This window comes from Streptomyces griseorubiginosus, from assembly GCF_036345115.1.
GTDB classification, from domain to species: domain Bacteria; phylum Actinomycetota; class Actinomycetes; order Streptomycetales; family Streptomycetaceae; genus Streptomyces; species Streptomyces griseorubiginosus_C.
Window position 1 is genome coordinate 8,861,201 of record NZ_CP107766.1, and the last position, 22,724, is coordinate 8,883,924.

The 22,724-nt window shown below is 72.8% G+C and carries 25 protein-coding genes and 1 pseudogene; 16 read left to right on the plus strand and 10 right to left on the minus strand.

The window, feature by feature from the left end:
* The first annotated feature begins 39 nt into the window (after positions 1–39).
* The 3 genes from OHN19_RS39910 to OHN19_RS39920 are packed head-to-tail and all read left to right on the plus strand — an operon-like array spanning position 40 to position 2,389.
* A complete protein-coding gene (locus OHN19_RS39910) occupies positions 40–702 on the plus strand; it encodes a YciI family protein (RefSeq protein WP_330268885.1) in 663 nt (220 codons plus the stop codon).
* Complete coding sequence (locus tag OHN19_RS39915) at positions 699–1,040, plus strand: YciI family protein (protein WP_330268886.1); 342 nt, start codon at positions 699–701, stop codon at positions 1,038–1,040. Before OHN19_RS39910 ends, OHN19_RS39915 begins: the two co-directional genes overlap by 4 nt.
* The gene (locus OHN19_RS39920; protein ID WP_330269822.1) at positions 1,037–2,389 is read left to right on the plus strand and encodes an RNA polymerase sigma factor; all 1,353 of its coding nucleotides are present in this window, start codon (positions 1,037–1,039) and stop codon (positions 2,387–2,389) included. The genes OHN19_RS39915 and OHN19_RS39920 overlap by 4 nt, the downstream gene beginning before the upstream one ends.
* Positions 2,390–2,417: 28 nt before the next feature.
* On the opposite strand, the pseudogene OHN19_RS39925 reads toward OHN19_RS39920, so the two are convergent.
* Positions 2,418–2,648: pseudogene (locus OHN19_RS39925) on the minus strand (nuclear transport factor 2 family protein); the annotation flags it as partial.
* A 68-nt stretch (positions 2,649–2,716) separates the two neighbouring features.
* On the opposite strand from OHN19_RS39925, the gene OHN19_RS39930 reads away from it, so the two are divergent.
* Both OHN19_RS39930 and OHN19_RS39935 read left to right on the plus strand, forming a co-directional pair.
* Positions 2,717–3,280, plus strand: a complete 564-nt coding sequence (locus tag OHN19_RS39930) for a PadR family transcriptional regulator (RefSeq protein ID WP_330268887.1) — start codon at positions 2,717–2,719, stop codon at positions 3,278–3,280.
* Positions 3,281–3,299: 19 nt separating this feature from the next.
* Complete coding sequence (locus OHN19_RS39935) at positions 3,300–4,028, plus strand: class I SAM-dependent methyltransferase (RefSeq protein WP_330268888.1); 729 nt, start codon at positions 3,300–3,302, stop codon at positions 4,026–4,028.
* 28 nt (positions 4,029–4,056) lie between these two features.
* Here the strand turns inward: OHN19_RS39935 and OHN19_RS39940 are convergent, their stop codons facing one another.
* Both OHN19_RS39940 and OHN19_RS39945 read right to left on the minus strand, forming a co-directional pair.
* A complete protein-coding gene (locus tag OHN19_RS39940; protein WP_330268889.1) occupies positions 4,057–5,223 on the minus strand; it encodes a serine hydrolase domain-containing protein in 1,167 nt (388 codons plus the stop codon).
* Positions 5,224–5,323: 100 nt separating this feature from the next.
* Complete coding sequence (locus OHN19_RS39945) at positions 5,324–6,292, minus strand: acetylxylan esterase (protein WP_330268890.1); 969 nt, start codon at positions 6,290–6,292, stop codon at positions 5,324–5,326.
* 104 nt (positions 6,293–6,396) lie between these two features.
* On the opposite strand from OHN19_RS39945, the gene OHN19_RS39950 reads away from it, so the two are divergent.
* Entirely contained in the window at positions 6,397–6,552 is a 156-nt protein-coding gene (locus OHN19_RS39950) for a hypothetical protein (RefSeq protein ID WP_330268891.1), read from the plus strand.
* Here OHN19_RS39950 and OHN19_RS39955 read toward each other — a convergent pair.
* The 3 genes from OHN19_RS39955 to OHN19_RS39965 all read right to left on the minus strand — a co-directional run bounded on the left by OHN19_RS39955 (position 6,518) and on the right by OHN19_RS39965 (position 8,573).
* Positions 6,518–7,102: a DUF3592 domain-containing protein gene (locus OHN19_RS39955; RefSeq protein WP_330268892.1), complete on the minus strand. Its 585-nt coding sequence runs from the start codon at positions 7,100–7,102 to the stop codon at positions 6,518–6,520. The genes OHN19_RS39950 and OHN19_RS39955 overlap by 35 nt on opposite strands.
* Positions 7,103–7,219: 117 nt before the next feature.
* Positions 7,220–7,975: a ferredoxin reductase gene (locus OHN19_RS39960; RefSeq protein ID WP_330268893.1), complete on the minus strand. Its 756-nt coding sequence runs from the start codon at positions 7,973–7,975 to the stop codon at positions 7,220–7,222.
* Positions 7,968–8,573 (minus strand): sulfite oxidase-like oxidoreductase, encoded by a 606-nt coding sequence (locus OHN19_RS39965; protein WP_330268894.1) that lies wholly within the window; start codon positions 8,571–8,573, stop codon positions 7,968–7,970. Before OHN19_RS39965 ends, OHN19_RS39960 begins: the two co-directional genes overlap by 8 nt.
* A 169-nt stretch (positions 8,574–8,742) precedes the next feature.
* Between OHN19_RS39965 and OHN19_RS39970 the strand changes: the two genes are divergently transcribed.
* Positions 8,743–9,660 (plus strand): NADP-dependent oxidoreductase, encoded by a 918-nt coding sequence (locus tag OHN19_RS39970; RefSeq protein ID WP_330268895.1) that lies wholly within the window; start codon positions 8,743–8,745, stop codon positions 9,658–9,660.
* The gene (locus tag OHN19_RS39975; protein WP_330268896.1) at positions 9,657–10,586 is read left to right on the plus strand and encodes a GNAT family N-acetyltransferase; all 930 of its coding nucleotides are present in this window, start codon (positions 9,657–9,659) and stop codon (positions 10,584–10,586) included. The genes OHN19_RS39970 and OHN19_RS39975 overlap by 4 nt, the downstream gene beginning before the upstream one ends.
* Before the next feature lie 17 nt (positions 10,587–10,603).
* On the opposite strand, the gene OHN19_RS39980 is transcribed toward OHN19_RS39975, so the two are convergent.
* Positions 10,604–11,041 (minus strand): MarR family winged helix-turn-helix transcriptional regulator, encoded by a 438-nt coding sequence (locus OHN19_RS39980; RefSeq protein ID WP_330268897.1) that lies wholly within the window; start codon positions 11,039–11,041, stop codon positions 10,604–10,606.
* A 216-nt stretch (positions 11,042–11,257) separates the two neighbouring features.
* Here OHN19_RS39980 and OHN19_RS39985 point away from each other — a divergent pair, with 216 nt between their 5' ends.
* Positions 11,258–12,049, plus strand: a complete 792-nt coding sequence (locus OHN19_RS39985; RefSeq protein WP_330268898.1) for a putative protein N(5)-glutamine methyltransferase — start codon at positions 11,258–11,260, stop codon at positions 12,047–12,049.
* Between the two features lie 31 nt (positions 12,050–12,080).
* On the opposite strand, the gene OHN19_RS39990 is transcribed toward OHN19_RS39985, so the two are convergent.
* Positions 12,081–14,162, minus strand: coding sequence for a SpoIIE family protein phosphatase (locus tag OHN19_RS39990; protein WP_330268899.1), 2,082 nt, complete (start codon positions 14,160–14,162; stop codon positions 12,081–12,083).
* A gap of 284 nt (positions 14,163–14,446) precedes the next feature.
* Here OHN19_RS39990 and OHN19_RS39995 point away from each other — a divergent pair, with 284 nt between their 5' ends.
* From OHN19_RS39995 to OHN19_RS40010, 4 genes are all read left to right on the plus strand, one after another.
* A complete protein-coding gene (locus OHN19_RS39995) occupies positions 14,447–15,322 on the plus strand; it encodes a hypothetical protein (protein ID WP_330268900.1) in 876 nt (291 codons plus the stop codon).
* A gap of 169 nt (positions 15,323–15,491) precedes the next feature.
* Positions 15,492–16,730: a cation:proton antiporter gene (locus OHN19_RS40000; RefSeq protein WP_330268901.1), complete on the plus strand. Its 1,239-nt coding sequence runs from the start codon at positions 15,492–15,494 to the stop codon at positions 16,728–16,730.
* A gap of 21 nt (positions 16,731–16,751) precedes the next feature.
* Positions 16,752–17,021 carry a DUF3040 domain-containing protein gene (locus OHN19_RS40005; RefSeq protein ID WP_330268902.1) on the plus strand — a complete coding sequence of 90 codons (270 nt, stop codon included), beginning with the start codon at positions 16,752–16,754 and terminating at the stop codon, positions 17,019–17,021.
* A 180-nt stretch (positions 17,022–17,201) separates the two neighbouring features.
* Entirely contained in the window at positions 17,202–17,570 is a 369-nt protein-coding gene (locus tag OHN19_RS40010; RefSeq protein WP_330268903.1) for a hypothetical protein, read from the plus strand.
* Between the two features lie 11 nt (positions 17,571–17,581).
* On the opposite strand, the gene OHN19_RS40015 is transcribed toward OHN19_RS40010, so the two are convergent.
* Complete coding sequence (locus OHN19_RS40015; protein WP_330268904.1) at positions 17,582–18,349, minus strand: SDR family oxidoreductase; 768 nt, start codon at positions 18,347–18,349, stop codon at positions 17,582–17,584.
* 128 nt (positions 18,350–18,477) lie between these two features.
* Here OHN19_RS40015 and OHN19_RS40020 point away from each other — a divergent pair, with 128 nt between their 5' ends.
* From OHN19_RS40020 to OHN19_RS40030, 3 genes are all read left to right on the plus strand, one after another.
* Positions 18,478–19,332, plus strand: coding sequence for a helix-turn-helix transcriptional regulator (locus tag OHN19_RS40020; RefSeq protein ID WP_330268905.1), 855 nt, complete (start codon positions 18,478–18,480; stop codon positions 19,330–19,332).
* Positions 19,333–19,432: 100 nt separating this feature from the next.
* Positions 19,433–21,448: an NADPH-dependent 2,4-dienoyl-CoA reductase gene (locus OHN19_RS40025; RefSeq protein ID WP_330268906.1), complete on the plus strand. Its 2,016-nt coding sequence runs from the start codon at positions 19,433–19,435 to the stop codon at positions 21,446–21,448.
* Positions 21,449–21,478: 30 nt separating this feature from the next.
* A complete protein-coding gene (locus OHN19_RS40030; RefSeq protein WP_330268907.1) occupies positions 21,479–22,021 on the plus strand; it encodes a PadR family transcriptional regulator in 543 nt (180 codons plus the stop codon).
* Positions 22,022–22,114: 93 nt separating this feature from the next.
* Here OHN19_RS40030 and OHN19_RS40035 read toward each other — a convergent pair whose 3' ends face one another.
* Complete coding sequence (locus OHN19_RS40035; RefSeq protein ID WP_330268908.1) at positions 22,115–22,666, minus strand: hypothetical protein; 552 nt, start codon at positions 22,664–22,666, stop codon at positions 22,115–22,117.
* Positions 22,667–22,724 lie beyond the last annotated feature (58 nt).

Here is a 22,724-nt window from a genome sequence, read left to right on the forward strand (position 1 = left end):
CGGTGGGGTGTAGGAAGCTCATGAGGACCGGGAGGATCCATGAAGTACATGCTGCTCGTCTGCGGCGACGACACCAACGACGCCTCGGACATGGCCCCCGTCGAACCCTGGGTCGACGAGCTCGGAGACCGTGGCGTACGGCTGCACGGGCACCGCTTGGCCCTGCCCGCCGACGCGGTCACCGTGCGGGTGCGCGGCGGTGAGGTGCTGCGCACCGACGGGCCGTTCGCGGAGACCAAGGAGTACGTCGCGGGCTTCGACATCCTGGAGTGCGACAGCCTGGAGCAGGCGGTCGAGGCCGCCGCCGAGCACCCCGTCGCCACCGTCGGGGCCATGGAGGTGCGCCCGTTCTGGGAGGACGAGGACGCCGAGGGGCAGATCCGGCGCCTGGACGCCGAACTGACGGACGCGGCACGCGCCGGGGACGTCGAGCGGACCCTCGCCTGCTACGCGCGGGACGCGCAGGTCGTCGCGGACGGCCGGGCGGACCGGGGCATCGAGGCCCTGCGCAAGATCCGGTCGGAGAAGGGTCCGGTGACCCGCGAGGTCCTGGAGTTCCGGATCCACGTCGACGAGAGCATCGCCTTCGGCCACGCCCTCGTCCGCACCGACGGCACGCTCCAGCGCGTCACCACCGGCTACCGCAACGTGGGCCCGCGCTGGCTGATCGTCCACGAGCACGTCACGGAGGCCACGTCATGAAGTACGTCCTGCTGATCTGCACCCCCGTCGACGGCGAGGAGCTCAGCCCCGCCGAGATCGCCGAGGACCCGCGCTTCCTCTCCTACATCGACGAGGTCCGCAGCCGCGACATCGTCAAGGGCGGGGCCCGGCTGCGCCCGGCCTCCGACGCCACCACGGTGCGCGTCCAGGGCGACGAGGTCCTGCTCACCGACGGGCCGTTCATCGAGTCCAAGGAGTACATCGCCGGCATCGACATCATCGAGGTCGCCGACCTCGACGAGGCGATCTCCCTCGCATCCCGGCATCCGGCGGCCCTCGGGGGCGGCTCGGTGGAGGTGCGGCCCGTGTGGGAGTGACCCCGGAGGAAGCCGTCGCCGCCGCGTTCCGGGGGGAGTGGGGCCAGGTCGTCGCCACCCTGATCCGGGTGACCGGCGACTGGGACCTCGCCGAGGAGTGCGCGCAGGACGCCTTCGCCCAGGCCCTCGACCGGTGGCGGCGCGACGGCGTCCCGCGCCGCCCGGGCGCCTGGCTCACCACGACCGCCCGTCACCGCGCCATGGACGTGCTGCGCCGGGAGGCCGTCGGAGCCCGGAAACTGCAGGAGGCGGCGATGCTGACGGCGCCCGGGGAGCCGGACGACGACAGCGGCGTCGAGGACGACCGGCTGCGGCTGATCTTCACCTGCTGCCACCCCGCGCTGCACATCGAGTCCCGGGTCGCCCTGACCCTGCGCACCCTCGCGGGGCTGACCACCCCGGAGATCGCCCGCGCCTTCCTCGTCCCCGAGGCGACCATGGCGCAGCGCCTGGTGCGCGCCAAGAAGAAGATCCGCAACGCCGGCATCCCCTACCGCGTCCCGCCCGCCCACCTGCTGCCCGAGCGCACCACGGGCGTGCTGGGCGTGCTGTACCTCCTCTTCAACGAGGGGTACACGGCCACCTCGGGCGCCGATCTCGTACGACGGAACCTGTGCGCGGAGGCGATCCGGCTGGCCCGGGTGCTGGCCCGGCTGATGCCCGACGAGCCCGAGGCCCTCGGCCTGCTCGCGCTCCTGCTGCTGCACGACGCCCGCCGCGACACCCGGGTGGACGCGACCGGTGAACTGGTGACCCTGGAGGACCAGGACCGTACGGCATGGGACCGGGCCGAGATCGACGAGGGCGCCGGCCTGCTGGAGACCGCGCTGCGCCGGGGCCGTCCGGGCCCTTACCAGATCCAGGCGGCGATCGCCGCCTGCCACACCACCGCCCCCACCGCCGCGGACACCGACTGGGCCGACATCGCCGCCCTGTACGGCGAACTGCTCCGCTTCGTGCCCTCGCCGGTGGTGCGCCTCAACCGCGCGGTCGCCGTCGGTATGGCTCAAGGCGCGGACGCGGGGCTCGAGTTGGTCGCCGAGCTGGAGCGGGAGGGCGAGCTCTCCGGCTACCACCTGCTCCCGGCCACCCGCGCCGACCTGCTGCGCCGCAGCGGCCGTACGACCGAGGCGGCCCAGGCGTACGAGCGGGCACTGGAGCTGGTGGAGAACGACGCCGAACGGAGCTTCCTCGAAAGGCGGCTCACGGAGTGCCGACCCGCGCCTCCGCCTCCGTCGCGATCTCCTCGAACCGCGCCCCCATCTCCGCCGCCAGAGCCTGCGCACCCGACAGCGGACGGACCATCACCATCAGCCGGTCGATCAGCCCGTCCTCGTCGAGATGGATGAAGTCGCAGCCGTCCAGCGCCCGTTCGCCCACCCGGGTCGAGAACACCAGCGCATGGTCACGGCCGTCCGCGCTGCTCAGCTCGCTCACATAGCGGAAGTCCTCGAAGACCTTCACCACCGCGCCCAGGATCGCCGCCGTGATGGCCTTGCCCTCGTACGGCTTGAACACCACCGGACTCGTGAAGACCACGTCCTCGGCCAGCAACGCCTCTACGGCGCCGAGGTCGCCCGCCTCCACCGCTTCTCGGAACGCCCGCATCGAGCCTCCATAGTCAATTTGTTGAGTAGGTGTGGAGTAGATTAGTCACCTGCTGCTAGCGTGTCCACATGTCGCTCAAGTACGCCGTCCTGGCGGCCCTGCTGGAGGGCGAGGCCTCGGGCTACGAACTGTCGAAGGTCTTCGACGTCTCCCTGGCGAACTTCTGGCCCGCGACCCCGCAGCAGCTGTACCGGGAGCTGGAGCGCCTGGCGCAGGACGGGCTGATCGAGGCGCGGGTGGTGCAGCAGGAACGCCGGCCCAACAAGCGGCTGTTCACGCTCACCGAGACCGGCCGCCGGGAGCTCGGCGCCTTCGCCGCCGAACCGCCCCGCAGGCCGGCCGCCCTCCGCGACGAGTTCCTGATCAAGATCCAGGCCATGGACGGCACCGACCCCGAGGCCACCAGGGAACTGTTCGAGGAGCGCCTGTCCTGGGCCCGCGGAAAGCTTGCCCGCTACGAGCGGGTACGCGAACGGCTCCTGGACGGCCGCACCGAGGACGAGTACCTGCGGGACGCCGAGCGCATCGGCCCCTATCTCACCCTGCTGGGCGGTATCGCCCTGGAGAGCGAGAACGTCCGCTGGTGTGAACGTGCCCTCGTGATCCTCAAGCGCCGCGCCCCGCACGTCTGACTCGCCTAAGCTGTCGCGGATGTTCAGCCCAGAAGGCCCCAGCCTCCGTGAACTCGCCGTCCAGGCGCTGTCGTCCGTCGAGCGCGGCTACGACCTGCTCGCCCCCAAGTTCGACCACACCCCCTTCCGTACGCCGGACTCGGTCCTGGACGCCGTCGCGTCCGCGCTCCGCCGCCTGGGGCCCTTCGACGCCGGACTCGACCTGTGCTGCGGCACCGGTGCCGGGGTCGGTGCGCTGACCGGGGTCTGCGCCAAGAGCGTCACCGGCGTCGACTTCAGCGCCGGGATGCTCGACGTGGCCCGGCGGCGGACCGTGTCGCGGGGGCCGCGCGTGTCCTGGGTGCGGGGCGACGCGCGCGCCCTGCCGTTCGCCCCCGGCTCCTTCGACCTGGTCGTGAGCTTCGGGGCCTTCGGGCACTTCCTGCCGCGCGAGCTGCCCGGCCTGTTCGCCCAGGCCCGCGAGGTGCTGCGGCCGGGCGGCTGCTTCGCCTTCCCGATCGTCGCCCCGCCCCGCCCCTCGTCCCCGGCGTACTGGATGCTGCTCGGCTTCGACGCCGTGATGCGGGTGCGCAACGCCCTGTGGCGGCCGCCGTTCGTCATGTACTACCGCGACTTCCGGCTCGGGGACGTGCGGCGGGAGCTGGCAGGGGCCGGGCTCCAGGTGGAACTGCACGCCCTGCCCGAGTTCGGCGAGCGGCCGGACGGCAGTCCCCGGGTCCGGATGGTCGTGGCGAGACGGCCCGCCTAGTCGCTCGGTGTCTCCCGCCCGTCCGCGGTCACAGCGCGCTGTACAACGCGTCGACCAGGGCCGTCTTCCGCGGGTCGTTGGCGATGTGGGGGCCCATCCGGTTCATCACGTATCCCAGGGACACCCCGGACTCCGGGTCGGCGAGACCGCACGAGCCGCCGAAACCGTCGTGGCCGAAAGCCCGCGGATTGGGCCCGTACGAGCCGTCGGCCCCGCTGAGCCACAGCCCGAGCCCGAGTTCCGTGTCGCTCCCGAGGCCGATGCCCAGCACCAGGTCACGGCAGCTGCCCTGGCCCTCGCGCACCCGCTCTGCCGCCTCCGGGGACAGCACGCGGTGACCGCCGTAGGAGCCCCGGCCCGCGAAGATCCCGTAGAGCGCGGCGACGGCCCGGGCGGTGCCGTGGCCGTTGGCGGCGGGGATCTCGGCGGCCCGCCACTCGGGTGTGTTCGCCTCCGCCGCTCCCGCCACCGGGTTGGTCAGCGCGGCGAGGGCGGCCGGCGTCAACTGGGCGAAGATCGCCGCCTGTTCGCTGCTCGACACCACCGGCGGATGCACCAGCTCGGCGGCCCGCCCGGCGTCCTTCTCCGGCAGCCCGATCGTGAAGTCGATGCCGAGCGGCCCCGTCACCTCCCGCTCCAGGAAGGCGCTCGGACGCAGCCCCGAGACCCGCCGGACGACCTCCCCGACCAGGAAGCCGTACGTGAAGGCGTGGTACCCGGACACCGTGCCCGGCTCCCACCAGGGCTCGGTCGCCGCGAGCCGCTCCGTGGTCAGCTCCCAGTCGCAGAGCTCGGCGAGGGAGTGCGGTTCGCGCAGCCCGGACAGTCCGGCCCGGTGCGACAGCAGGTGCCGTACCAGAACCTTCTCCTTGCCCGCCGCCGCGAACTCCGGCCAGGGGACGGCCACCGGGGCGTCGAGGTCGAGCAGGCCCCGGTCGGCGAGGATGTGGGCGCACAGGGCGGTCGGGCCCTTCGTCGTCGACCACACGTTGACCAGCGTGTCCCGCTCCCAGGGGCGGGTGCGGGCCGCGTCGGCCCAGCCGCCCCACAGGTCCACCACCGTCTCGCCGCCGACCGAGACGCTCACCGCGGCACCCAGCTCGGCACGGTCCCGGAAGTTCTCCTCGAACGCCGTCCGCACCGCGGTGAAACGCTCGTCGCAGTGGCCGTGGACAACTGGCTGGTGCTCGGACATGGGCCCTCCGTCGTCGCCGGACGTCCGGGCCGCGCGGCCGCGACCCGGATTCGCCGAACATACCGACTGGTCGGACCGGAGGGAAGGTGTCAGGCGGGACTCACGCGTAGGCGCGCAGCCAGCGCAGCTTCGCCGCCTCCTGGTAGGGGCCGCCGCCCTCGTGGTCGTTGAAGTCGTAGACCTCGATCTGCTTGTCCTCGTGGCCCCAGGCGTTGAAGGCCGCGAAGACGGTGGAGGGTGGGCAGGTCTGGTCCTCCAGGGCCGCCGAGAAGAGCGCGGGGGTACGGGCGCGGCTCGCGAAGTGCACACCGTCGAAGTAGGCGAGGGTGCCGAGGACGTCCTCGGAGCGGCCGCGGTGCGTCTTGAGGTAGAGGCCGATCTCCCGGTACGGGTGCCGGTCCGTCAGGGTCGCCGCACGCGGGAAGTCGCACAGGAACGGCACGTCCGGCGCGACCGCCGCCAGGTCCGGCACCAGACCGCCGACCGCGATCGAGATGCCGCCGCCCTGGCTGCCGCCCAGCACGACCGTGCGCGCCGGATCGGTCAGCGGGTGCGAGCGGGCCGCCTCCACCGCGCGCACCGCGTCCGTGAACACCCTCCGGTAGTAGTAGTTCTCGGGGGCGTCGATGCCCCGGGTCATGAAACCGGGGTACGCGGGCGCGCCGGCCACCGGGTCCGCGGTGCCACCGCCGCCGCCCCAGGCGCTGCCCTGACCCCGGGTGTCCATCACGAAGTGCGCCCGGCCCGACGACGCCCACAGCAGATGCTCGTGCGGCAGACCGCGCCCGCCGCCGTACCCGATGAACTCCACGACCACCGGAACCGGCGCGGAGACCTCGGCCGGGATCGTGAACCAGCCCTTGACCGGCTGGCCGCCGAACCCGGCGAACGTCACGTCGTACACCTTCACCGTGGACAGGCCGGTGTCGACGAGTTCGAAGCGGGCGTCCAGGTCGTGCTCGCGGGCCTCCTGAAGGGTCTTGGACCAGAACGCGTCGAAGTCCTCGGGGGCGGTGGACTCGCTGCGGTACTCGCGCAGTTCGTCGAGGGGGAGGTCGAACAGGGCCATGTAGGACCGCCTTTGCGAAGGGACAGTGCCGGATGATCACACCGTACGTGGGTGGTCGGACGAATCGCCAGGCCTTTGAGTGACCGGCTGATTACCGGGCCGCCATGTCGACAGCATGGGACCTGCTGGTCAAGGACGCCGGACCGCCGGTCGTGGACGGGGAGCGGGAGCTCGCGGGCGGCCGACCGGCCGTCGAGAGTGGTCGGGTCACCGCGGTGGGTGCCGTCAAGCTCGGCGGCGGGTCCACTGGGGTTCGGTGAGGGCCCAGTCGCGTTCCCACTCGGCGAGCCGGTGGCGGTTGGCGGCGGCTCGTACGAGGGAGTGGCCCAGCAAAATCACCGCGATCGCACCGCCCGCCCCGCAGGCGCCCATCGTCAGGGTGTGCTGCCAGACGGCGGTCTCGTCGGGCGGCGGGGCCACGCCGCGCCCCCGGGAGTCGAACCACACGTCGACCTTGTCGCCCTGGTCGGTACCGGCCGGGACCCGCGCGGTGGCCGTCTTCGTGACCCCGCCGGCCTCCGTCCAGCGCACGGTCACCCGGTACGAGCGCTCGCGCCCGCCCTGGACGGCGGGCGGCGAGTCCGGCACCCTGCCGGTCACCTCCGCGCGCACCCGATGCCGCTCCGCGCGCTGCTCGGCCGCCGTCGCACGCGCGTCGTCATGCGCCCACCAGCCCACGACCGCGCCCGCGAGCGGGGCCACCAGCAACAACAGCAGAGCGACGGCCAGTACCGTCCACGCCTCGACGACGTCCGACCGGCGCCTGAGCGGATTGCGCCGCCAGCGCCAGCCGCGCACCCGGGTTCGCATGCCGACCTCCGCACCACGCACGCCAGCGAGTGGTCACAAAGATGTAGTACCCCTCAACCCGCGTCGTTCACTTGTGGGGGAGCGCACCTGCACACGGAGTGCACACACGCCCACCCGTCAGCCGAAACGCTCGATCCGGATACGGTCCACCGGCTGCCCCGCGGCCACCAGAAGCCGCGAGGCATGCTCGGCGAACGCGTTGGATCCACACACATAGGCCTCCCACCCATCATCAGGCTGTTCGGCCAGGAGTGGCGCCACATGTGCGGCCGTCAGCCGTCCCACCGGCACCCCCTCCGGCGCGTTCCGCGTGAACACCGGCGTGGTCTCGGGGCCGAACTCGCTCGCGTAGATCAGCTCCCGTGGCCCGCGCGCCGACACCAGCAGCCGCAGCGGCACGGACAGCCCGCGCGCCCGGTGGTGCCGCACCATCGACATCAGCGGTACGACCCCGGACCCGGCCCCGATCAGCAGCGCCGGGCGGTCCCCGGGCCAGGCGAAGAATCCGCTCAGCGGCCCGCGCACCTCGACCACGTCACCGGGCACGGCCTCCGTGTGGAACCAGCCCGACACCTCACCGCCCTCCACGTGGTCCAGGGTCAGCTCGATGTGACCGGTGTCCTCGGGCGGCGACGCGATCGAGTAGTGCCGCTGCGCCGTGTAGCCGTCCTGGGCCCGCAGCCGCAGCATCAGATGCTGACCGGGCAGATGCCCCTGCCAGCCGGGCACCGCGAAGCGGAACGTGGACGCTTCCGGTGTCTCGCGGCGGATCTCGGTGAGCGTGGCGGTCTGCCACAGCGCGGCGGCCCGGTTGCTGACGGCGATCCGTCCGGGCACGGCGAACCGCGTGGCGGGAACGAAGGTGTCAGTCACCGGAGTACCGCTGCTCCTCCCACGGGTTGCCCCGCGCGTGATAGCCGTTCTGCTCCCAGAATCCCGGCTCGTCGTGGTCGAGGAGCGTGAGCCCCGCGACCCACTTGGCGGACTTCCAGAAATACAGGTGCGGCACCAGCAGCCGTGCCGGGCCGCCGTGTTCGGCGGGCAGCGGCTTGCCGTCGTACTCCCACGCGATCCACGCCCGGCCGCCGGTCAGATCCGCGAGCGGCAGGTTCGTGGTGTACCCGGTGTGCGAATAGGCGACGGCATGAGTGGCCGACCCATGGGGTCGCACCACATCGAGGAACGCGTCCAGCGACACACCCGCGAACCGCACCCCGAACTTCGACCAGCTCGTCACACAGTGGATGTCACCCTCGTAGGCCGACGACGGCAGCGCGTGCGCCTCGTCCCAGTCCCAGGTGCGCGGGCGTTCGACCAGCCCGTCCACCCGGAACGTCCAGTCGGCCGGCGACAGGTCCGGGGTGACCTCGGCGGAGAGCACGGGCCAGTCGTCGCCCGCGTCGTACTGGCCCGGTGGCAGTCCGGGGTTGGGGACGCGGGGGCGTCCGGTGAAGCCTCGGGTGACGTTCATGCAACAACCGTACGCTCTCGTCACTCGTGCTCCGCCCCAGGTCAGTGCCCCGATCATTGCGGCCGTATGAACACCGCGCGGGTCCGGGAATAGCCGCCGCGTGCCGCTCCTTGGCGCTGGAGTGCCGGGTCGCTGCCCCGGTGACAGTACGAGGAGAGTGAGGAAGCAGATGCCCAAGGCGTACGTCTTCACGCGGTACGGCGGACCGGAGACCGAGGCGTTCGTGGACGTGGACCGGCCGAGCCCCGGGCCCGGTCAGCTTCTGGTCGCCGTGCGGGCGGCGGGCGTGAACCCCGTCGACTGGAAGATCCGCTCCGGTTACCGGCGGCCCGGCGACAGCGGCGACCGCGTCTTCCCCGCCGTGCTCGGCAGCGAGGTCTCCGGTGTCGTGGCGGAGACCGGCGAGGGCGTCGAGGGGTTCGCGGTCGGGGACGAGGTCTTCGGCAACACGCTCACCGGGGGCTACGCCGAGTACACCCTCGTACCGGTGGCCGTCGCGGCGCACAAGCCGGCCGGGCTCTCCCACGCGGCCGCGGCCACCCTGCCCGTTGCCGCCGCGACCGCGTACGACGGCGTCCGTCAGCTGGATCTGGCCGAGGGGGCGACACTGCTGGTCACGGGCGCGGGCGGGGGAGTGGGCGCGGCGGCCGTGCAGATCGGGCGCGCTCTCGGGCTGAAGGTCGTCGGGGTCGCGAGCGAGGCCAAGAAGGACTTCGTCGAGTCGCTCGGCGCCGTCCACGTCGCCTCCGGACCCGGCTGGGCCGAGCGGGCACGGGCGACCGCGCCGGACGCCGTCTACGACCTCGTGGGCGGTGACGTGCTGGCCGAGGCGGCCGAGTTGCTCGCCGACCGGACCAAGCTGATCACCGCCGGGGCACCGGAGGAGGAGGTGCGCCGACTGGGCGGCGCGCGGGTGGTCCGGGCCCGCGACGCGGCCGTACTGGATGAGGTCGCGCGACTCGTGGTCGACGGCGACCTGGACCCGCACATCACCGGAACCTTCCCCCTCGACAGGGCGGGCGAGGCCCTGCGCACGGTCGAGGAAGGCCACGCCCGCGGCAAGACGGTGATCGAGGTGGCCCGATGAGCGGCGACACGCCGAGTGTGGCCGGCAACGGCGGAGTCCCGCGGGCCCGTCCAGGTCTCGACGCGCCCCGCGCCTCGAACAACAGCGCCTACTCGCAGGCTCACGACGGCAGCGATGCGCCGCGGGCTTCGGGAGGCGGCGGCGCTCCGCAGGCCTCCGCAGGCACTGACGCGCCGCACGTCGTCGACGGAGCAGGCGGCGCGCCGCACGCCCCCGCGGGCCCCGACGCGCCGCACGTTCTCGACAACCCGGCCCTCGCCTCGCTCTCCGGCCCGCACGCGCACTTCGCCGAGAAGCGGGGCCGGGTGCTGCGGTACCCGGTGGACGTGTCGCCGTGGCTGGCCCTGCCCGACGAGCCCGACGCCGGCGACTGGGCCGATCTCGCGGCGCTGGCCGGTCCCGGCGCGGAGGTCCCGTTGACGGCGTACGCGGGCCAGGTGCCGGAGGGCTGGGAGGTCACCTTCCACGTCGAGGGCGTCCAGCTCGTGGACGACGGCATCGCCGCCGCACCCGAACCGGAGGCGGTCCGCCTGGGCCCCGCCGACGTGCCGGAGATCCTCGACCTGATCGCCCGCACCCAGCCGGGCCCCTTCCTGCCCCGCACCATCGAGATGGGCACCTACCTGGGCATACGCAGGGAGGGCGCCCTGGTCGCGATGGCGGGGGAGCGGCTGCGCCCGCCGGGCTGGACCGAGATCAGCGCGGTCTGCACCGACCCCGCGGTCCGCGGCCAGGGTCTCGCGACCCGGCTGATCCTCGCCGTCGCGCACGGCATACGGGAGCGCGGCGAGACACCCTTCCTGCACACCGGCGCCCGGAACATCAACGCGATCCGGCTCTACGAGTCCCTCGGCTTCCGGCTCCGCCGCAGGACCGCCTTCCTGGCGGCACGCGTACCCGAACGGTTGCCGGAGGCGGTGTCCTAGGGCCTGTCAGACAGGCCCTAGCGCCCTTCGGCCGGACCGGACCAGGAGTTGTACCGCACGAGATACCCGGCGAACCGCTCCAGGTCCTCCTGCGACCACTCCGCCAGCCGCTCCCCGACGGCGGCCCGGCGGCTCACGGTGACCTGGCCGAGGATGCTCCGGCCCGCGTCGGTCAGATGCAGCACCTGGACCCGGTGATCGGCCGGGTCCGGGCGCCGCTCGATGAGCCCGGCCCGCTCCAGCGCGGCGACCTGGCGGCTCACCGTGGACTTGTCCAGCGCGTAGTGGGCGGCCAGGTCGGTGGCCCGGCAGCCGTCGCGCTCCTCCAGGTGTCCGAGCAGGGTGTACGACACCAGCGACAGCTCGGGATGCAGCCGGCTCGCCGAGGCCCGGGCCCGTCGCGCGAAGACCGTCATCTCGTGCTGGATCGTCTCCACGGCCGTATCCGCTCGCATCGGACCTCCCTCAGGTACTGGTTGCAGAGTACAACTCAACATGCCCTGGGGTAGGGTGACCGTCCGGCCGGGGGAGGTCCTGGCCGCGAGTCACCGAGGAGGTGGGACCCATCAACGCTGTGTCAGATCGGGTGCTCTCTCCTCGCACCGGCGCGGATCACCGCCGGTAGGTGACCGCTGGAGCGCCCTTCGGCTCCCGAAAGGCCCTCGGCTTCCATGCCTTCACCGTCTCCCCGCTTCACCTCCGGCGACTCGGTCGTCGCCGCTCTCCGCTCGGCCGGCTGTGTCTTCGCGGAGGACGAGGCCCGGCTGATCCTCGCCGCCGCCCGTACCCCGGCCGAACTCGCCGCCATGGTCGATCGCCGGGTCGCCGGCCACCCCCTCGAACTCGTCGTCGGCTGGGCGGAGTTCCGCGGTCTGCGCATCTCCGTGGCCCCCGGTGTCTTCGTGCCCCGCAGGCGCACCGAGTTCCTCGTCGAACAGGCCCTCGCCCAGGCGCCGGACGCCAAGCTGGTGCTGGACCTGTGCTGCGGCTCGGGTGCGGTCGGCGCGGCCCTCGCCGCCGCGCTGGGTCCGGTCGAACTGCACTCCGCCGACATCGACCCGGCAGCCGTGGAGTGCGCCCGCCGCAACACCGCCGACGCCGGCGGACACGTCCACACCGGCGACCTCTTCGAGGCCCTCCCCACCGGTCTGCGCGGCCGCGTCGACATCCTGGCGGCCAACGTCCCCTACGTCCCCACCGAGGAGGTCGCCCTCCTCCCCGCCGAGGCCCGTGACCACGAACCCCTGGTCGCCCTGGACGGCGGCACGGACGGCCTGGACCTGCTGCGCCGGGTCGCCTCCGAGGCCCGGGAGTGGCTGTCCCCGGACGGCTGCCTCCTCGTCGAGACCAGCGCCCGCCAGGCCCCCGCCGCCGCCGACGCCTTCACCCGCGGCGGCCTGACGCCCCGCCTGGCGGTCTCCGAGGAGCTCTACGCCCATGTCGTGATCGGCACCCGGGCGTAGCCGTACCCCGGTCTCGCGGGAGCCCCGGGACTCAGGTCTCCGGCGTCTGCACCCGCGCGATCAGCAGTGCCACGTCGTCGGAGTTGTCCGGCTGGTGCAGGGTGCGCAGCAGCAGGTCGCAGATCTCCTCGAGGGGGCAGTCGGGGCAGTCGAGGAGGTCGAGGAGGGCGTCCAGGCGCTCGTCGAGGGGATGCTGGCGGGTCTCGACGAGACCGTCCGTGTAGAGGACGAGCCGGTCACCGGGTGCGAGGTCGACGGTGGTCGTGGAGAAGGCGACCCCGCCCACCCCCAGCGGCGCCCCCGTGGGCAGCTCCAGCAGCTCGGGCGGACGGCCCGGGCGCAGCCGTACGGGAGGCAGATGCCCGGCGTTGGCGATCCGGCACTGTCCGAGCCGTGGGTCGTGCACGGCGTACACGCAGGTGGCGATGGAGTGGTCCAGGGCCTCGGTGATCCGATCGAGGTGTTCGAGGAGCTTGGCCGGGTCGAGGTCCAGTGAGGCCAGCGTGTTGGTGGCGGTGCGCAGCCGGCCCATGGTGGCGGCCGCGTTGATGCCGCTGCCCATCACGTCGCCCACGACCAGCGCGGTCTTCCCGCCGTCCAGCGGGATCACGTCGAACCAGTCGCCGCCGACCTCGGCGGTGGCGCCCGCGGGCTGGTAACGGGAGGCGACCTCCAGGCCCCCGGTCACCGAGGGGTGGCTGGGCAGCAGGCTGCGCTGGAGGGTGAGGGCGGTGTTGCGGGCGTCCTGGTACCAGCGGGCGTTGTCGATCTGCACGGCCGCCCGGGCCGCCAGCTCACGGGCCAGCAGCAGGTCGTCCTCGCCGAAGGGCTCGGGGTTGCCGACGCGCTTGAGGTCGAGGGCGCCGAGCACCTCGCCGCGCGCGATCAGCGGGACGGCCAGATAGGAGTGCAGGCCCGCCCCGGCCAGCTGCGCGGCCGCCTCCGGGGACCGGGCGATCCGGGTGAGGTCGTCCGGGCCGACCCGCGGCACCAGGACCGGGCTGCCGGTGCGCACGCACTCGGTGACCAGGCGCTCGGGAGCGTATCGGGCGACCTGGCCGGGCGGGTCCGCCGCGCGCAGGGCCTCGGGGGCGCCGGCCGCCTGGACGGCGAGCGGGCGCATCACGGCGGGCTCGGCGGGGCGCAGGGTGCTCGGTCTGCCCTGCACCACCGCCTCCAGCAGGTCCACGGCCGCCACGTCCGCGAGCTCCGGCACGGCCACGTCCGCCAGTTCCCGGGCGGTCCGGTCCAGGTCCAGCGTGGTGCCGATCCGGGCGGAGGCGTCGGCGACGAGCGCCAGCCTGCGCCGGGCGGTCTCGGCCTCCACGGTCGCCTGATGCTGCTCGGTGACGTCCAGGACGGAGCCCGCCACGCCGAGGACCGTCCCGTTCGCGTCCTCCAAGCGGTACAGCGACACCGACCAGGCGTGCTCGGTATCCGGGTCCGCGGGCGTGTGGCCGACCGTGTGCTGGTCGACCAGCGGCGTGCCGGTCCGCATCACCTCGAGGGCGGCTGCCTCGAAGGCGGCCACGTCGAGATGGGGGAGGACCTCGCCGATCTTCCGCCCCACGTGGTCCGCGGCCGGGACGCCGTTCAGCTGTTCCAGGGCCGGGTTCACGGAGACGTACCGCAGTTCGGTGTCCAGCACGGCCAGTCCGATGGGGGACTGGGAGACCATTCGGGTGGACAGGGCCACGTCCCGGTCGAGGCGGCGCACGGTCTCCTGGTCGGCGCACAGCCCCAGCGCGTAGACGTCCCCCCGGTCGTCGAGCAGCCGCATGTTGCGGAACTCCACGAGCTTGGTGCTGCCGTCCTTGTGCCGTACGGGGAACGCCCCGGCCCAGCTCTGCCCGGTCTCCATGACGTCGGCGAACAGCTTGACGACCAGGTCGGCGTGCTGCTCGTGGATCATCAGGTGGGCGGCGTACCGGCCCAGCGCCTCCTGCGCGGGGTAGCCGAACAGCTCCTCGGCCTGCGGGCTCCACAGCACGATCCGGCCCTCGGTGTCCAGCACCACCGAGGCCATGCCCAACTCGTCGAGCAGCCCGCTGGGCCGTACTGCCCCGCGCGCGGGCTCCCCGCCCTCGGACGCGGGTATTCCGGCTGCACCCATTGCACGAACCGCCTTAGACCGTCCTCGCGGCACGCCGTACCCCCGTGCCGACTCCCCTTGTTCTACCGCGCTCAACCGTCTCCGTGGCCACGCGGTCGTGTTCTTCCACCATCCCTCAACACGGGGGCGCGCGTCTGGTGAAGTGCGCCGGGGTGACGAACGCCCTTCTGGTTCCTTCCGGCGTCCTCACGTTCATCCGTTTGGCCTGTACATGACCTCGCCGGGGCGCCAGACTGTCCGCCGAGCCACCGCACCCCCCGCCCCAGGAGCCCCGGGAGTCCTCCATGCCGCTGCGCGCCAGACAGCGTGGTCACGCCGTTCTCGCCGCCCTCGTCACCCTCACCGCGACGGCCCTCCTGGCCGCCGCGCCACCCGCCTCCGCCGCCGACACCTGGACCGAGGTCGGCTCCGACCGCGCCGACCCCCTCACCGAGAGCCAGGGCCTGACCTCGGTCGAGGTCCCGGCCAACTCCGCCAACCGCTACACCGGCATCGGCACCATCCCCCTCGGCGTCTCCACGCGCGGCTGGAACCACGTGGGCGACCCCGACGCCTCCTACGACGGCCACTACATCGAGCCCTACCAGGCCGACTCCGGCACCGCGAAGATGTACCGCGTGCAGGCGCCGAACGGCACCTGGTCCGAGTACGTCCACACCCTCAGCCCCGGCGAGGCGCTCAACAACTCCTGGGTCGCGATCTCGCCCGACGGACAGTGGATGCTCTCCGGCGAGTGGGGCACCATGACCCGCTTCCTGGTCCTCCCCACGCCCGGCGTCAACGCGAGCACCTCACCCTCGGCGAACCTCCCGCAGGCGGCCACCGTCACCCTCGACCACGCCGTACGGGACGTACAGGGCTGCGACTTCGTGACCGCCACCCGGCTGCTGTGCTCCTCCGACGACCCGGCCGGCACGCTCTTCGGCTACACCAAGCCGCTCCTCCAGGTCGACCTGTCCGCCGCCCCGACCGGCTCGGCGAACGTCACCGGTCATGTCACGGCGCTGCGCCAACTGCCCCTGCGCAGCGCCTGTTCCGGCTCCTTCGAGGCGGAGGGCATCGACTACGACCGCCGCAGCGGAACCCTGCGCGTGATCGTCGTCTCACCCGGCTTCTGTGTGCTGACGGACAGCAAGACCTACCGCTTCACCAGGAGTTGAGCCCCTGAACGAAGGGTGCCGGCCCTCGCGGAAATGGGGGTCGGCACCGATGGCGGGGCCAGGGACCGGATGCGACGGTGGAACGCACGTCACCGACGAAGGAGTTGTCGCATCCATCCCCGAACGACACAGCACACCCGTCCGTCCGCGCCCCCGGGGGAGGTGACCCGTGGGACACGCTGACACCCTGCTCGCCATGGGCGGCGCCTTCCTCGCCGCGGCCTTCCTCGCCCGGCTCGGCGGCCGCATCGGACTGCCGACCATCCCGCTGTTCATGCTCGCCGGCATCCTGCTCGGCCCGCACACCCCGGGCCTGGTGCTGGTCGAGGACCCACACGACTTCGAGATGCTCTCCGCGCTCGGCCTGGTGCTGCTGCTGTTCTACCTGGGCCTGGAGTTCCACGTCGACGACCTGCGCACCGGCGGCAGGCGACTGCTCGCCGCGGGCGGCATCTACCTCCTGGCGAACGTCGGCGCCGGCCTCGGCTTCGGATTCGCGCTCGGCTGGGGGACCCGGGAGGCCCTGGTGCTCGCCGGGGTCCTCGGCATCTCCTCGTCGGCGATCGTCACCAAGATCCTCATCGACCTGGGGCGGATCGGCCGCCCCGAGACCCGGCTGATCCTCGGCGTGATCGTCGTGGAGGACATCTTCCTCGCCCTCTACCTCGCCGCGCTCCAGCCCGTCATCAGCGGCGCCCGCGGACCCGTGGAGATGCTCCTCCAGGCGGGCAAGGCCTTCGGCTTCCTGATCGTGCTCGCCGTCGCCGCCCGCTGGGGAACCCGCTGGATCGGCAGGCTGATCCACGTCCGGGACAACGAACTCCTGGTCATCAGCTTCCTCGGCGCCGCGGTCGTCGTCGCGGGCGTCTCCGAGGTGCTCGGCGTCGCCGACGCCATCGGCGCCTTCATGGTCGGCCTGATCCTCGCCGGCACGCCCTCCGGACCCCGCATCCGCCGCCTGGTGCACCCGCTGCGCGACGCCTTCGCCGCCATCTTCTTCTTCGCCTTCGGGCTGTCCATCGACCCCGGTGTCGTCACGTCCGTCGCCGGACCCGTCGCCGCCGCGGCGGCCGTGACCATCGTGATGAACGTCGTCGCCGGTCTGCTCGTCGCCCGCCTCTACGGCTACGGCGCCCAGCCCGCCGCCGACATCGCCACCACCCTCGTCGCCCGTGGCGAATTCGCCCTGATCCTCGGCGCGATGGCGGCCAGCGCGGGACTCGACGCACGTCTGGCGCCCTTCATCGCCGGGTATGTCCTTGTCCTGGCCGTTCTCGGCCCCGTGGCCGCGGGGCGGGCCCATCTGCTGGCCCGTGCCCTGGGGTCCCGTCGTCGTGCCCCGACGCCCGGACACGACACCGCACCGGAGCCGGTTCCGGTCGCGGTGGGGGCGGACGCCGAACGGTAGGGGCCGTCCGAAGGAGGAGCCATGCACCGGCCCGACGACGAACACCTCGTGGATCTCGCGAACCGGCTGGGGCGCGACGACCCCCGGTTCGCCCGAGCACTCGGTTCGGGTCGTCCCGCCCGGCCCCGCGAGTACCGGCGCACCGGCGCCTGGTGCACCCTCGGCGTCGCCGTGACCCTCCTGACCGCAGGCATGGCCCTGCCGGAAGGCATCCTCGTGGCCGCGGGACTGGTGCTCGCCGGGATCGCGGTGCCGCTGTTCGATCCGCACCGCGACCGGCCGTACCGGTGACCGGGACGGTTCGTGCCCCCAGGAGCGCGGCGGTCCCAGGAGCGCGGCGGCGGCCCAGCTCCGCCGAGGTGCTCCGCGCCCGCCGGTAGTGCTCCGGGAAAGGTGGTGCTTTTCTGAGGGTGTGGCGCGGCTCGCGGGGAACCCGGCGGTCCGGTCATCGTCACGAGAGGAGCGACCACGATGGATCGTGAGCGAACGCACGAGGAGTCCGTCTCCCTGGAGATCAGCGGGTGCAGCGCGGAGGACGCCCGGATCGTCTTCGACACGCTGACCACGTGCTTCGAGTCCGACCGGGGTGCCGACGAGGTGCCGCAGCAACTCCACGAGTCGCGGCCGATGGTGTGGCTGGGGACGTTCGAGGTCACCGAGGCGCGTTCCTGCCCGCCGCCCGCGCGCCTGTCCTCCTCCGTGGAGGCGGACGCGCAGGGCGGCTACTGGGCGATCGAGCAGCTCCGGACCACGCTGGACTCGATGTTCACGGTGCGGGACCTCGCCTCCGCGTCCGGCGACCAGGAGCGGGAACTGCACGTGAGGCTGGAGAGCCGCTGAGCTGCCTTTGATCAGCCCTGGCGCACCGGAACCACCACCATCTCCGCGATGTTGACGTTCGGCGGGGCCGCCGCCGCGAAGGCGATGGACTCCGCGATGTCCTCGGCGGTCAGGGCGTTCACGTCGGTGCGCATGCGGGACAGGGACGCGCGGGACTCGGTGTCCCGCATGTCCGCCCCCAGCTCGGTCGTCGTGACCCCGGGTTCGATGTTCTTCACGCGGACGCCTCGCGGTCCGAGTTCCGCGCGCAGGTTGCGGGTGAGGTGCGCGACGGCCGCCTTGGTGGCGCAGTAGACGGACCAGTCGGGGAAGAGGAGGTGCCCGCCGACCGAGCCGACGTGGACGAGGTCCGCCCGGCCGCCGCGAGCTGCCGTGGTCAGGAGGTCGTCCGTGAAGGCGCGGGCGGTGTGCAGCAGACCGCGCAGGTTGATGTCGATCATGCGGTCCCACTCGTCTGTGGCGGCCCGCTCGAAGGGGGCGCCGAGCATGGCGCCGGCGTTGGCCACGACCAGGTCGACGGTACCGAGCGTCCCGGTGACGGTGGCCGCCGCCCGGGCGACCGCGTCGGGGTCGGTCAGGTCCACGGCCACCGGCAGGAGCTGTCCGGTGGCGGTACGGCCCAACTCGTCGGCCAGCGCCTTGAGCCGCTCCTCGCGGCGGCCCAGCAGGGCGACGCCGGCTCCGCCGGCGGCGAGACGGCGGGCCGTGGCCGCGCCGATCCCGCTGGAGGCGCCGGTGACGACCGCGACGCGGTGGGTGAGGTTCCAGGTGTCTGTCATGCCGCCCACAGTGGTCGCCGCCCAGGGCCCTGACCAGGCCGTATCACCCCGAGGAGAGCGGATCCCAGGAGTACCGCGGCCACCTTGAGGGCTCCCGCGGATCCGTGACCGGACCTAGGGTCGACGGCATGGACAGTGACAACCCGCTCGGTGTCTTCCTGCGCGCCCGCCGCGCCCTCGTGCGGCCCGAGGAGGTCGGGCTGCCGGCCGGGAGCCGGCGCCGGGTGGCGGGCCTGCGCCGGGAGGAGGTCGCGGTGCTGGCCGGTGTCAGCACCGACTACTACGTCCGCCTGGAGCAGGGCCGCGAGCGCAGCCCCTCGGCGCAGGTGGTCGACGCGCTCGCCCGGGCGCTGGGCCTGGAGGAGGACGCGGCCGACCATCTGCACCGGCTGGCGCGCCCCGCCGGGACCCGGTCGCGTCCGCGGCCGGAGGCGGTCAGTCCCGCCCTGCTGCGGATGATGGAGGGCTGGCACCGCACCCCGGCCGTGGTCCTGGGCCGCTGTCTCACCGTGCTGGCCCACAACGTCCTGGGCGGTGCGCTGTTCGCGGGCCACGCCCACAGCGGGGACCTGCTACGGCTGGTCTTCCTCGATCCTGACGCCCGGGAGTTCTACCCGGACTGGGAAGCGGTGGCGACGAACTCCGTGGCCGCGCTGCGGGCTTCGGCGGGCACCGCCCACGAGGACCCGGTGATGATCGCCACGGTCGGGGAACTGTCGCTGCGCAGCGCGGAGTTCCGCGAGCTGTGGGCCCGCCACGACATCCGCCGCAAGACCCGCGAGAGCAAACGCTTCCGGCATCCGCTGGTCGGCGAACTGACCCTGGACTACGAGTCGTTGACCGTCAACAGCGCCCCCGGCCAGCAGCTGGTCGTCTACCAGGCCGAACCGGGCAGCCCCTCCGAGCAGGCGCTCGCCCTGCTGGGGAGCCTCGCCACGGCCGAGGTCCCCGTGGCCCGGGTGGACGGCCCTGCCGACAGGTGAGGGCGCCACGTGGTTCTCGTCACCCCATTGTGCAACTAGTTGCATAAACGCGTCGCGGTCCTCTACAACAGTGAGGACGAGACCGCGACGGAGGGGCCCGATGAGCCGTTACCCGCACCTGCTGACCCCGCTCGACCTGGGCTTCACCACGCTGCCCAACCGCGTCCTGATGGGCTCGATGCACGTCGGCCTGGAGGAGGCCGAGCGCGGCTTCGAGCGCATGGCGGAGTTCTACGCGGCACGCGCGCGGGGCGGAGTGGGTCTGATCGTCACCGGCGGCATCGCGCCCAACGAGGAGGGGCGGCCCTGGGAAGGCGGCGCCAAGCTCACCACCGACGCGGAGGCCGAGCAGCACCGGCAGATCACCGAGGCCGTGCACCGCGAGGGCGGCCGGATCGCGATGCAGATCCTGCACTTCGGCCGGTACGCCTATCACCAGGACCTGGTCGCCCCCAGCCCCCTCCAGGCGCCGATCAGCCCCTTCCCGCCCCGCGAGCTCTCCGACGCCGACGTCGAGCGCACCATCGACGACTACGCCCGCGCGGCCCGCCTCGCCCGGCAGGCCGGCTACGACGGCGTGGAGATCATGGGCTCCGAGGGCTACCTCATCAACGAGTTCATCGCCACCCAGACCAACCACCGCACCGACCGCTGGGGAGGGTCGTACGAGAACCGCATGCGCTTCCCGGTCGAGATCGTGCGCCGCGTGCGGGAGGCGGTCGGCGAGGACTTCATCATCGTATACCGGCTGTCCATGCTGGACCTGGTCCCGGGCGGCTCCACGCTCGACGAGGTGATCACCCTCGCCAAGGCCGTCGAGACCGCCGGGGCCACCATCATCAACACCGGCATCGGCTGGCACGAGGCCCGTATCCCCACCATCGCCACCTCCGTGCCGCGCGGCGCCTACACCTGGGTGACCAAGCGGCTCATGGGCGAGGTGTCCGTGCCGCTCGTGACCACCAACCGCATCAACACCCCGGAACTCGCCGAGGAGTTGCTCGCCGACGGGTACGCGGACATGGTGTCGATGGCCCGCCCGATGCTCGCCGACCCCGACTTCGTGAACAAGGCGGCCGAGGGGCGGCCCGAGGCCATCAACACCTGCATCGGCTGCAACCAGGCCTGCCTCGACCACACGTTCAGCCTGAAGATCACCTCCTGCCTGGTCAACCCGCGCGCCTGCCACGAGACCGAGCTGGTGCTGTCCCCGACCCGGCTGAAGAAGCGCGTCGCGGTCGTCGGTGCCGGTCCGGCGGGTCTCGCCTGCGCGGTCTCCGCCGCCGAACGCGGCCACGAGGTCACCGTCTTCGACGCCGCGAGCGAGATCGGCGGCCAGCTCAACATCGCCCGCAAGGTCCCCGGCAAGCAGGAGTTCGACGAGACGATCCGCTACTTCCGCCACCAGCTCGACGCCCACGGCGTGGACGTACGGCTCAACACCCCCGTCGCGGCAGGGGACCTGGCGGACTACGACGAGGTAGTCGTCGCCACCGGCGTCACCCCGCGCACCCCCGACATCCCGGGCGTCGACCACCCCAGCGTGGTCGGCTACCTCGACGTGCTGCGCGACGGCGCCCCCGTCGGCGACCGGGTCGCGATCCTCGGGGCCGGGGGCATCGGCTTCGACGTCGCCGAGTTCCTCACCGACGGCGGCGACAAGGCGCACGAGGACCCGGCGACGTACTTCCGCCAGTGGGGCGTCGACATGGACTACGCGGCGCCCGGCGGACTCGCCGCCCCCGAGCGCCCCGCCCCGCCCCGCACCGTCCACCTGCTCCAGCGCAAGACCAGCAAGGTCGGTGCCGGACTCGGCAGGACCACCGGCTGGATCCACCGCGCCGAGCTCAAGCACCGGGGCGTCACCATGGTCCCGGGGGTGCGCTACGACCGTGTCGACGACGCCGGTCTGCACATCACCGTCGGCGAGGAGAGCACCGTTCTGGAGGTCGACACCGTCGTGCTGTGCACCGGGCAGGAGCCGCGCCGGGACCTGTACGAGGAGCTCGTCGCCGCGGGCCGCAGCGCGCACCTGATCGGCGGGGCCGACGTGGCCGCCGAGCTGGACGCCAAGCGGGCCATCAAGCAGGGCACCGAGGTCGCGGCATCCCTCTAGAGGCGGCCCCGCCGTCCCTAGGATGACCCCATGTCACTCCCGCACGCGATCCTCACCGCACTGCTCGAAAGGCCGTCGGCGGGGCTGGACCTGACCCGTCGGTTCGACAAGTCGATCGGCTACTTCTGGTCGGCCTCGCACCAGCAGATCTATCGCGAGCTGGGAAAACTGGAGGCCGAGGGCTACATCCGGGCCCTCCCGGCGGCCCAGCCGAGCCGGGGGCAGAAGAAGAGCTACGAGGTCCTGCCCGCGGGCCGCGCCGAACTCGAACGCTGGACGGCCGCGGCGCAGGACCCCAAGCCGCACCGGGACGCCCTGCTGCTGCGGCTGCGCGCGGCCGCCGTCGTCGGCACGGCGGGCCTCGAAGCCGATCTGCGCCGCCATCTGGACCTGCACCGGCGGCAGTTGGCGGAGTACGAGCAGATCCAGGAGCGCGACTTCCCGCCCGGCAAGGCCAGCGCGCAGGCCAGGCTCCAGCACCTGGTCCTGCGCGCGGGCATCGAACTGGAGACCTTCTGGACCCAGTGGCTCACCGAGGCACTGGAGGAGCTGGCCGAACTCCCCGACAGCTGAAGGCGTTCGGCGAACTCCCGTGTCGCGGACGGCGTTGGACGGACTCCCGTGCCACGGCAGGCGTCGGACGAACCCCCTTGCCGCGGAAGGCGTTCAGAGGCGGTACGGCCGCGAGCGGCGGCGCAGGAACCACGCCGTGGCCGCCCCGCCGACCGCCACCAGACCGCCGCCGACCGCGAGCGTCAGGGTGCCGTAGTCCTTGGTGGCCCCGCCGAGACCGCCCATGACACCGCGCGAGGGGGAGGCGGAGGCCGTCGCCGAGATGGTCGGCGTGGCGGAGCCCGAGACGATGATCGACTGGGTGCCCGCCGTGCTGTTGTTGTAGGCGCACATCACGATGACGGTGTACGTCCCCGGACTCACACTCGACCAGGCGGCCGACTGCAACGAGGTGGTCCCCGACAGGGCCACCTGACGACCCTGGCTGAAGTTGGCCTGGCTGCTGGTGAGCAGCGAGGCGGTGCCCCAGCCGCCGGTGGTGGCGGTCCGGGAACATGCTGTCGTGGTGACGGAGACCGTGGATCCGGAGGTGCTCACCGAGATCCCGGGGCCGGCCGCGGCGGGCCCGGCGGTCAGGGCGAGCGGCAGCGCGGCGACGGCCGCGACGGTCAGGCCGGAGCGGAGAAGTGGCTGAATAGTGCGCATGGACTGCCCTCCGGCGGCACGGTTGGCGGTACATCCGTGGCGCCGCCGAGGTGGGGGA

Coding starts and splice junctions, on each gene's coding strand:
- OHN19_RS39910 (WP_330268885.1), top strand. CDS start 40: ATGAAGTACATGCTGCTCGTCTGCGGCGACGACACCAACGACGCCTCG.
- OHN19_RS39915 (WP_330268886.1), top strand. CDS start 699: ATGAAGTACGTCCTGCTGATCTGCACCCCCGTCGACGGCGAGGAGCTC.
- OHN19_RS39930 (WP_330268887.1), top strand. CDS start 2,717: ATGTCGCTCAAGTACGCCGTCCTGGCGGCCCTGCTGGAGGGCGAGGCC.
- OHN19_RS39935 (WP_330268888.1), top strand. CDS start 3,300: ATGTTCAGCCCAGAAGGCCCCAGCCTCCGTGAACTCGCCGTCCAGGCG.
- OHN19_RS39940 (WP_330268889.1), bottom strand. CDS start 5,223: ATGTCCGAGCACCAGCCAGTTGTCCACGGCCACTGCGACGAGCGTTTC.
- OHN19_RS39945 (WP_330268890.1), bottom strand. CDS start 6,292: ATGGCCCTGTTCGACCTCCCCCTCGACGAACTGCGCGAGTACCGCAGC.
- OHN19_RS39950 (WP_330268891.1), top strand. CDS start 6,397: ATGTCGACAGCATGGGACCTGCTGGTCAAGGACGCCGGACCGCCGGTC.
- OHN19_RS39955 (WP_330268892.1), bottom strand. CDS start 7,102: ATGCGAACCCGGGTGCGCGGCTGGCGCTGGCGGCGCAATCCGCTCAGG.
- OHN19_RS39965 (WP_330268894.1), bottom strand. CDS start 8,573: ATGAACGTCACCCGAGGCTTCACCGGACGCCCCCGCGTCCCCAACCCC.
- OHN19_RS39970 (WP_330268895.1), top strand. CDS start 8,743: ATGCCCAAGGCGTACGTCTTCACGCGGTACGGCGGACCGGAGACCGAG.
- OHN19_RS39975 (WP_330268896.1), top strand. CDS start 9,657: ATGAGCGGCGACACGCCGAGTGTGGCCGGCAACGGCGGAGTCCCGCGG.
- OHN19_RS39980 (WP_330268897.1), bottom strand. CDS start 11,041: ATGCGAGCGGATACGGCCGTGGAGACGATCCAGCACGAGATGACGGTC.
- OHN19_RS39985 (WP_330268898.1), top strand. CDS start 11,258: ATGCCTTCACCGTCTCCCCGCTTCACCTCCGGCGACTCGGTCGTCGCC.
- OHN19_RS39990 (WP_330268899.1), bottom strand. CDS start 14,162: ATGGGTGCAGCCGGAATACCCGCGTCCGAGGGCGGGGAGCCCGCGCGC.
- OHN19_RS39995 (WP_330268900.1), top strand. CDS start 14,447: ATGCCGCTGCGCGCCAGACAGCGTGGTCACGCCGTTCTCGCCGCCCTC.
- OHN19_RS40005 (WP_330268902.1), top strand. CDS start 16,752: ATGCACCGGCCCGACGACGAACACCTCGTGGATCTCGCGAACCGGCTG.
- OHN19_RS40010 (WP_330268903.1), top strand. CDS start 17,202: ATGGATCGTGAGCGAACGCACGAGGAGTCCGTCTCCCTGGAGATCAGC.
- OHN19_RS40015 (WP_330268904.1), bottom strand. CDS start 18,349: ATGACAGACACCTGGAACCTCACCCACCGCGTCGCGGTCGTCACCGGC.
- OHN19_RS40020 (WP_330268905.1), top strand. CDS start 18,478: ATGGACAGTGACAACCCGCTCGGTGTCTTCCTGCGCGCCCGCCGCGCC.
- OHN19_RS40025 (WP_330268906.1), top strand. CDS start 19,433: ATGAGCCGTTACCCGCACCTGCTGACCCCGCTCGACCTGGGCTTCACC.
- OHN19_RS40030 (WP_330268907.1), top strand. CDS start 21,479: ATGTCACTCCCGCACGCGATCCTCACCGCACTGCTCGAAAGGCCGTCG.
- OHN19_RS40035 (WP_330268908.1), bottom strand. CDS start 22,666: ATGCGCACTATTCAGCCACTTCTCCGCTCCGGCCTGACCGTCGCGGCC.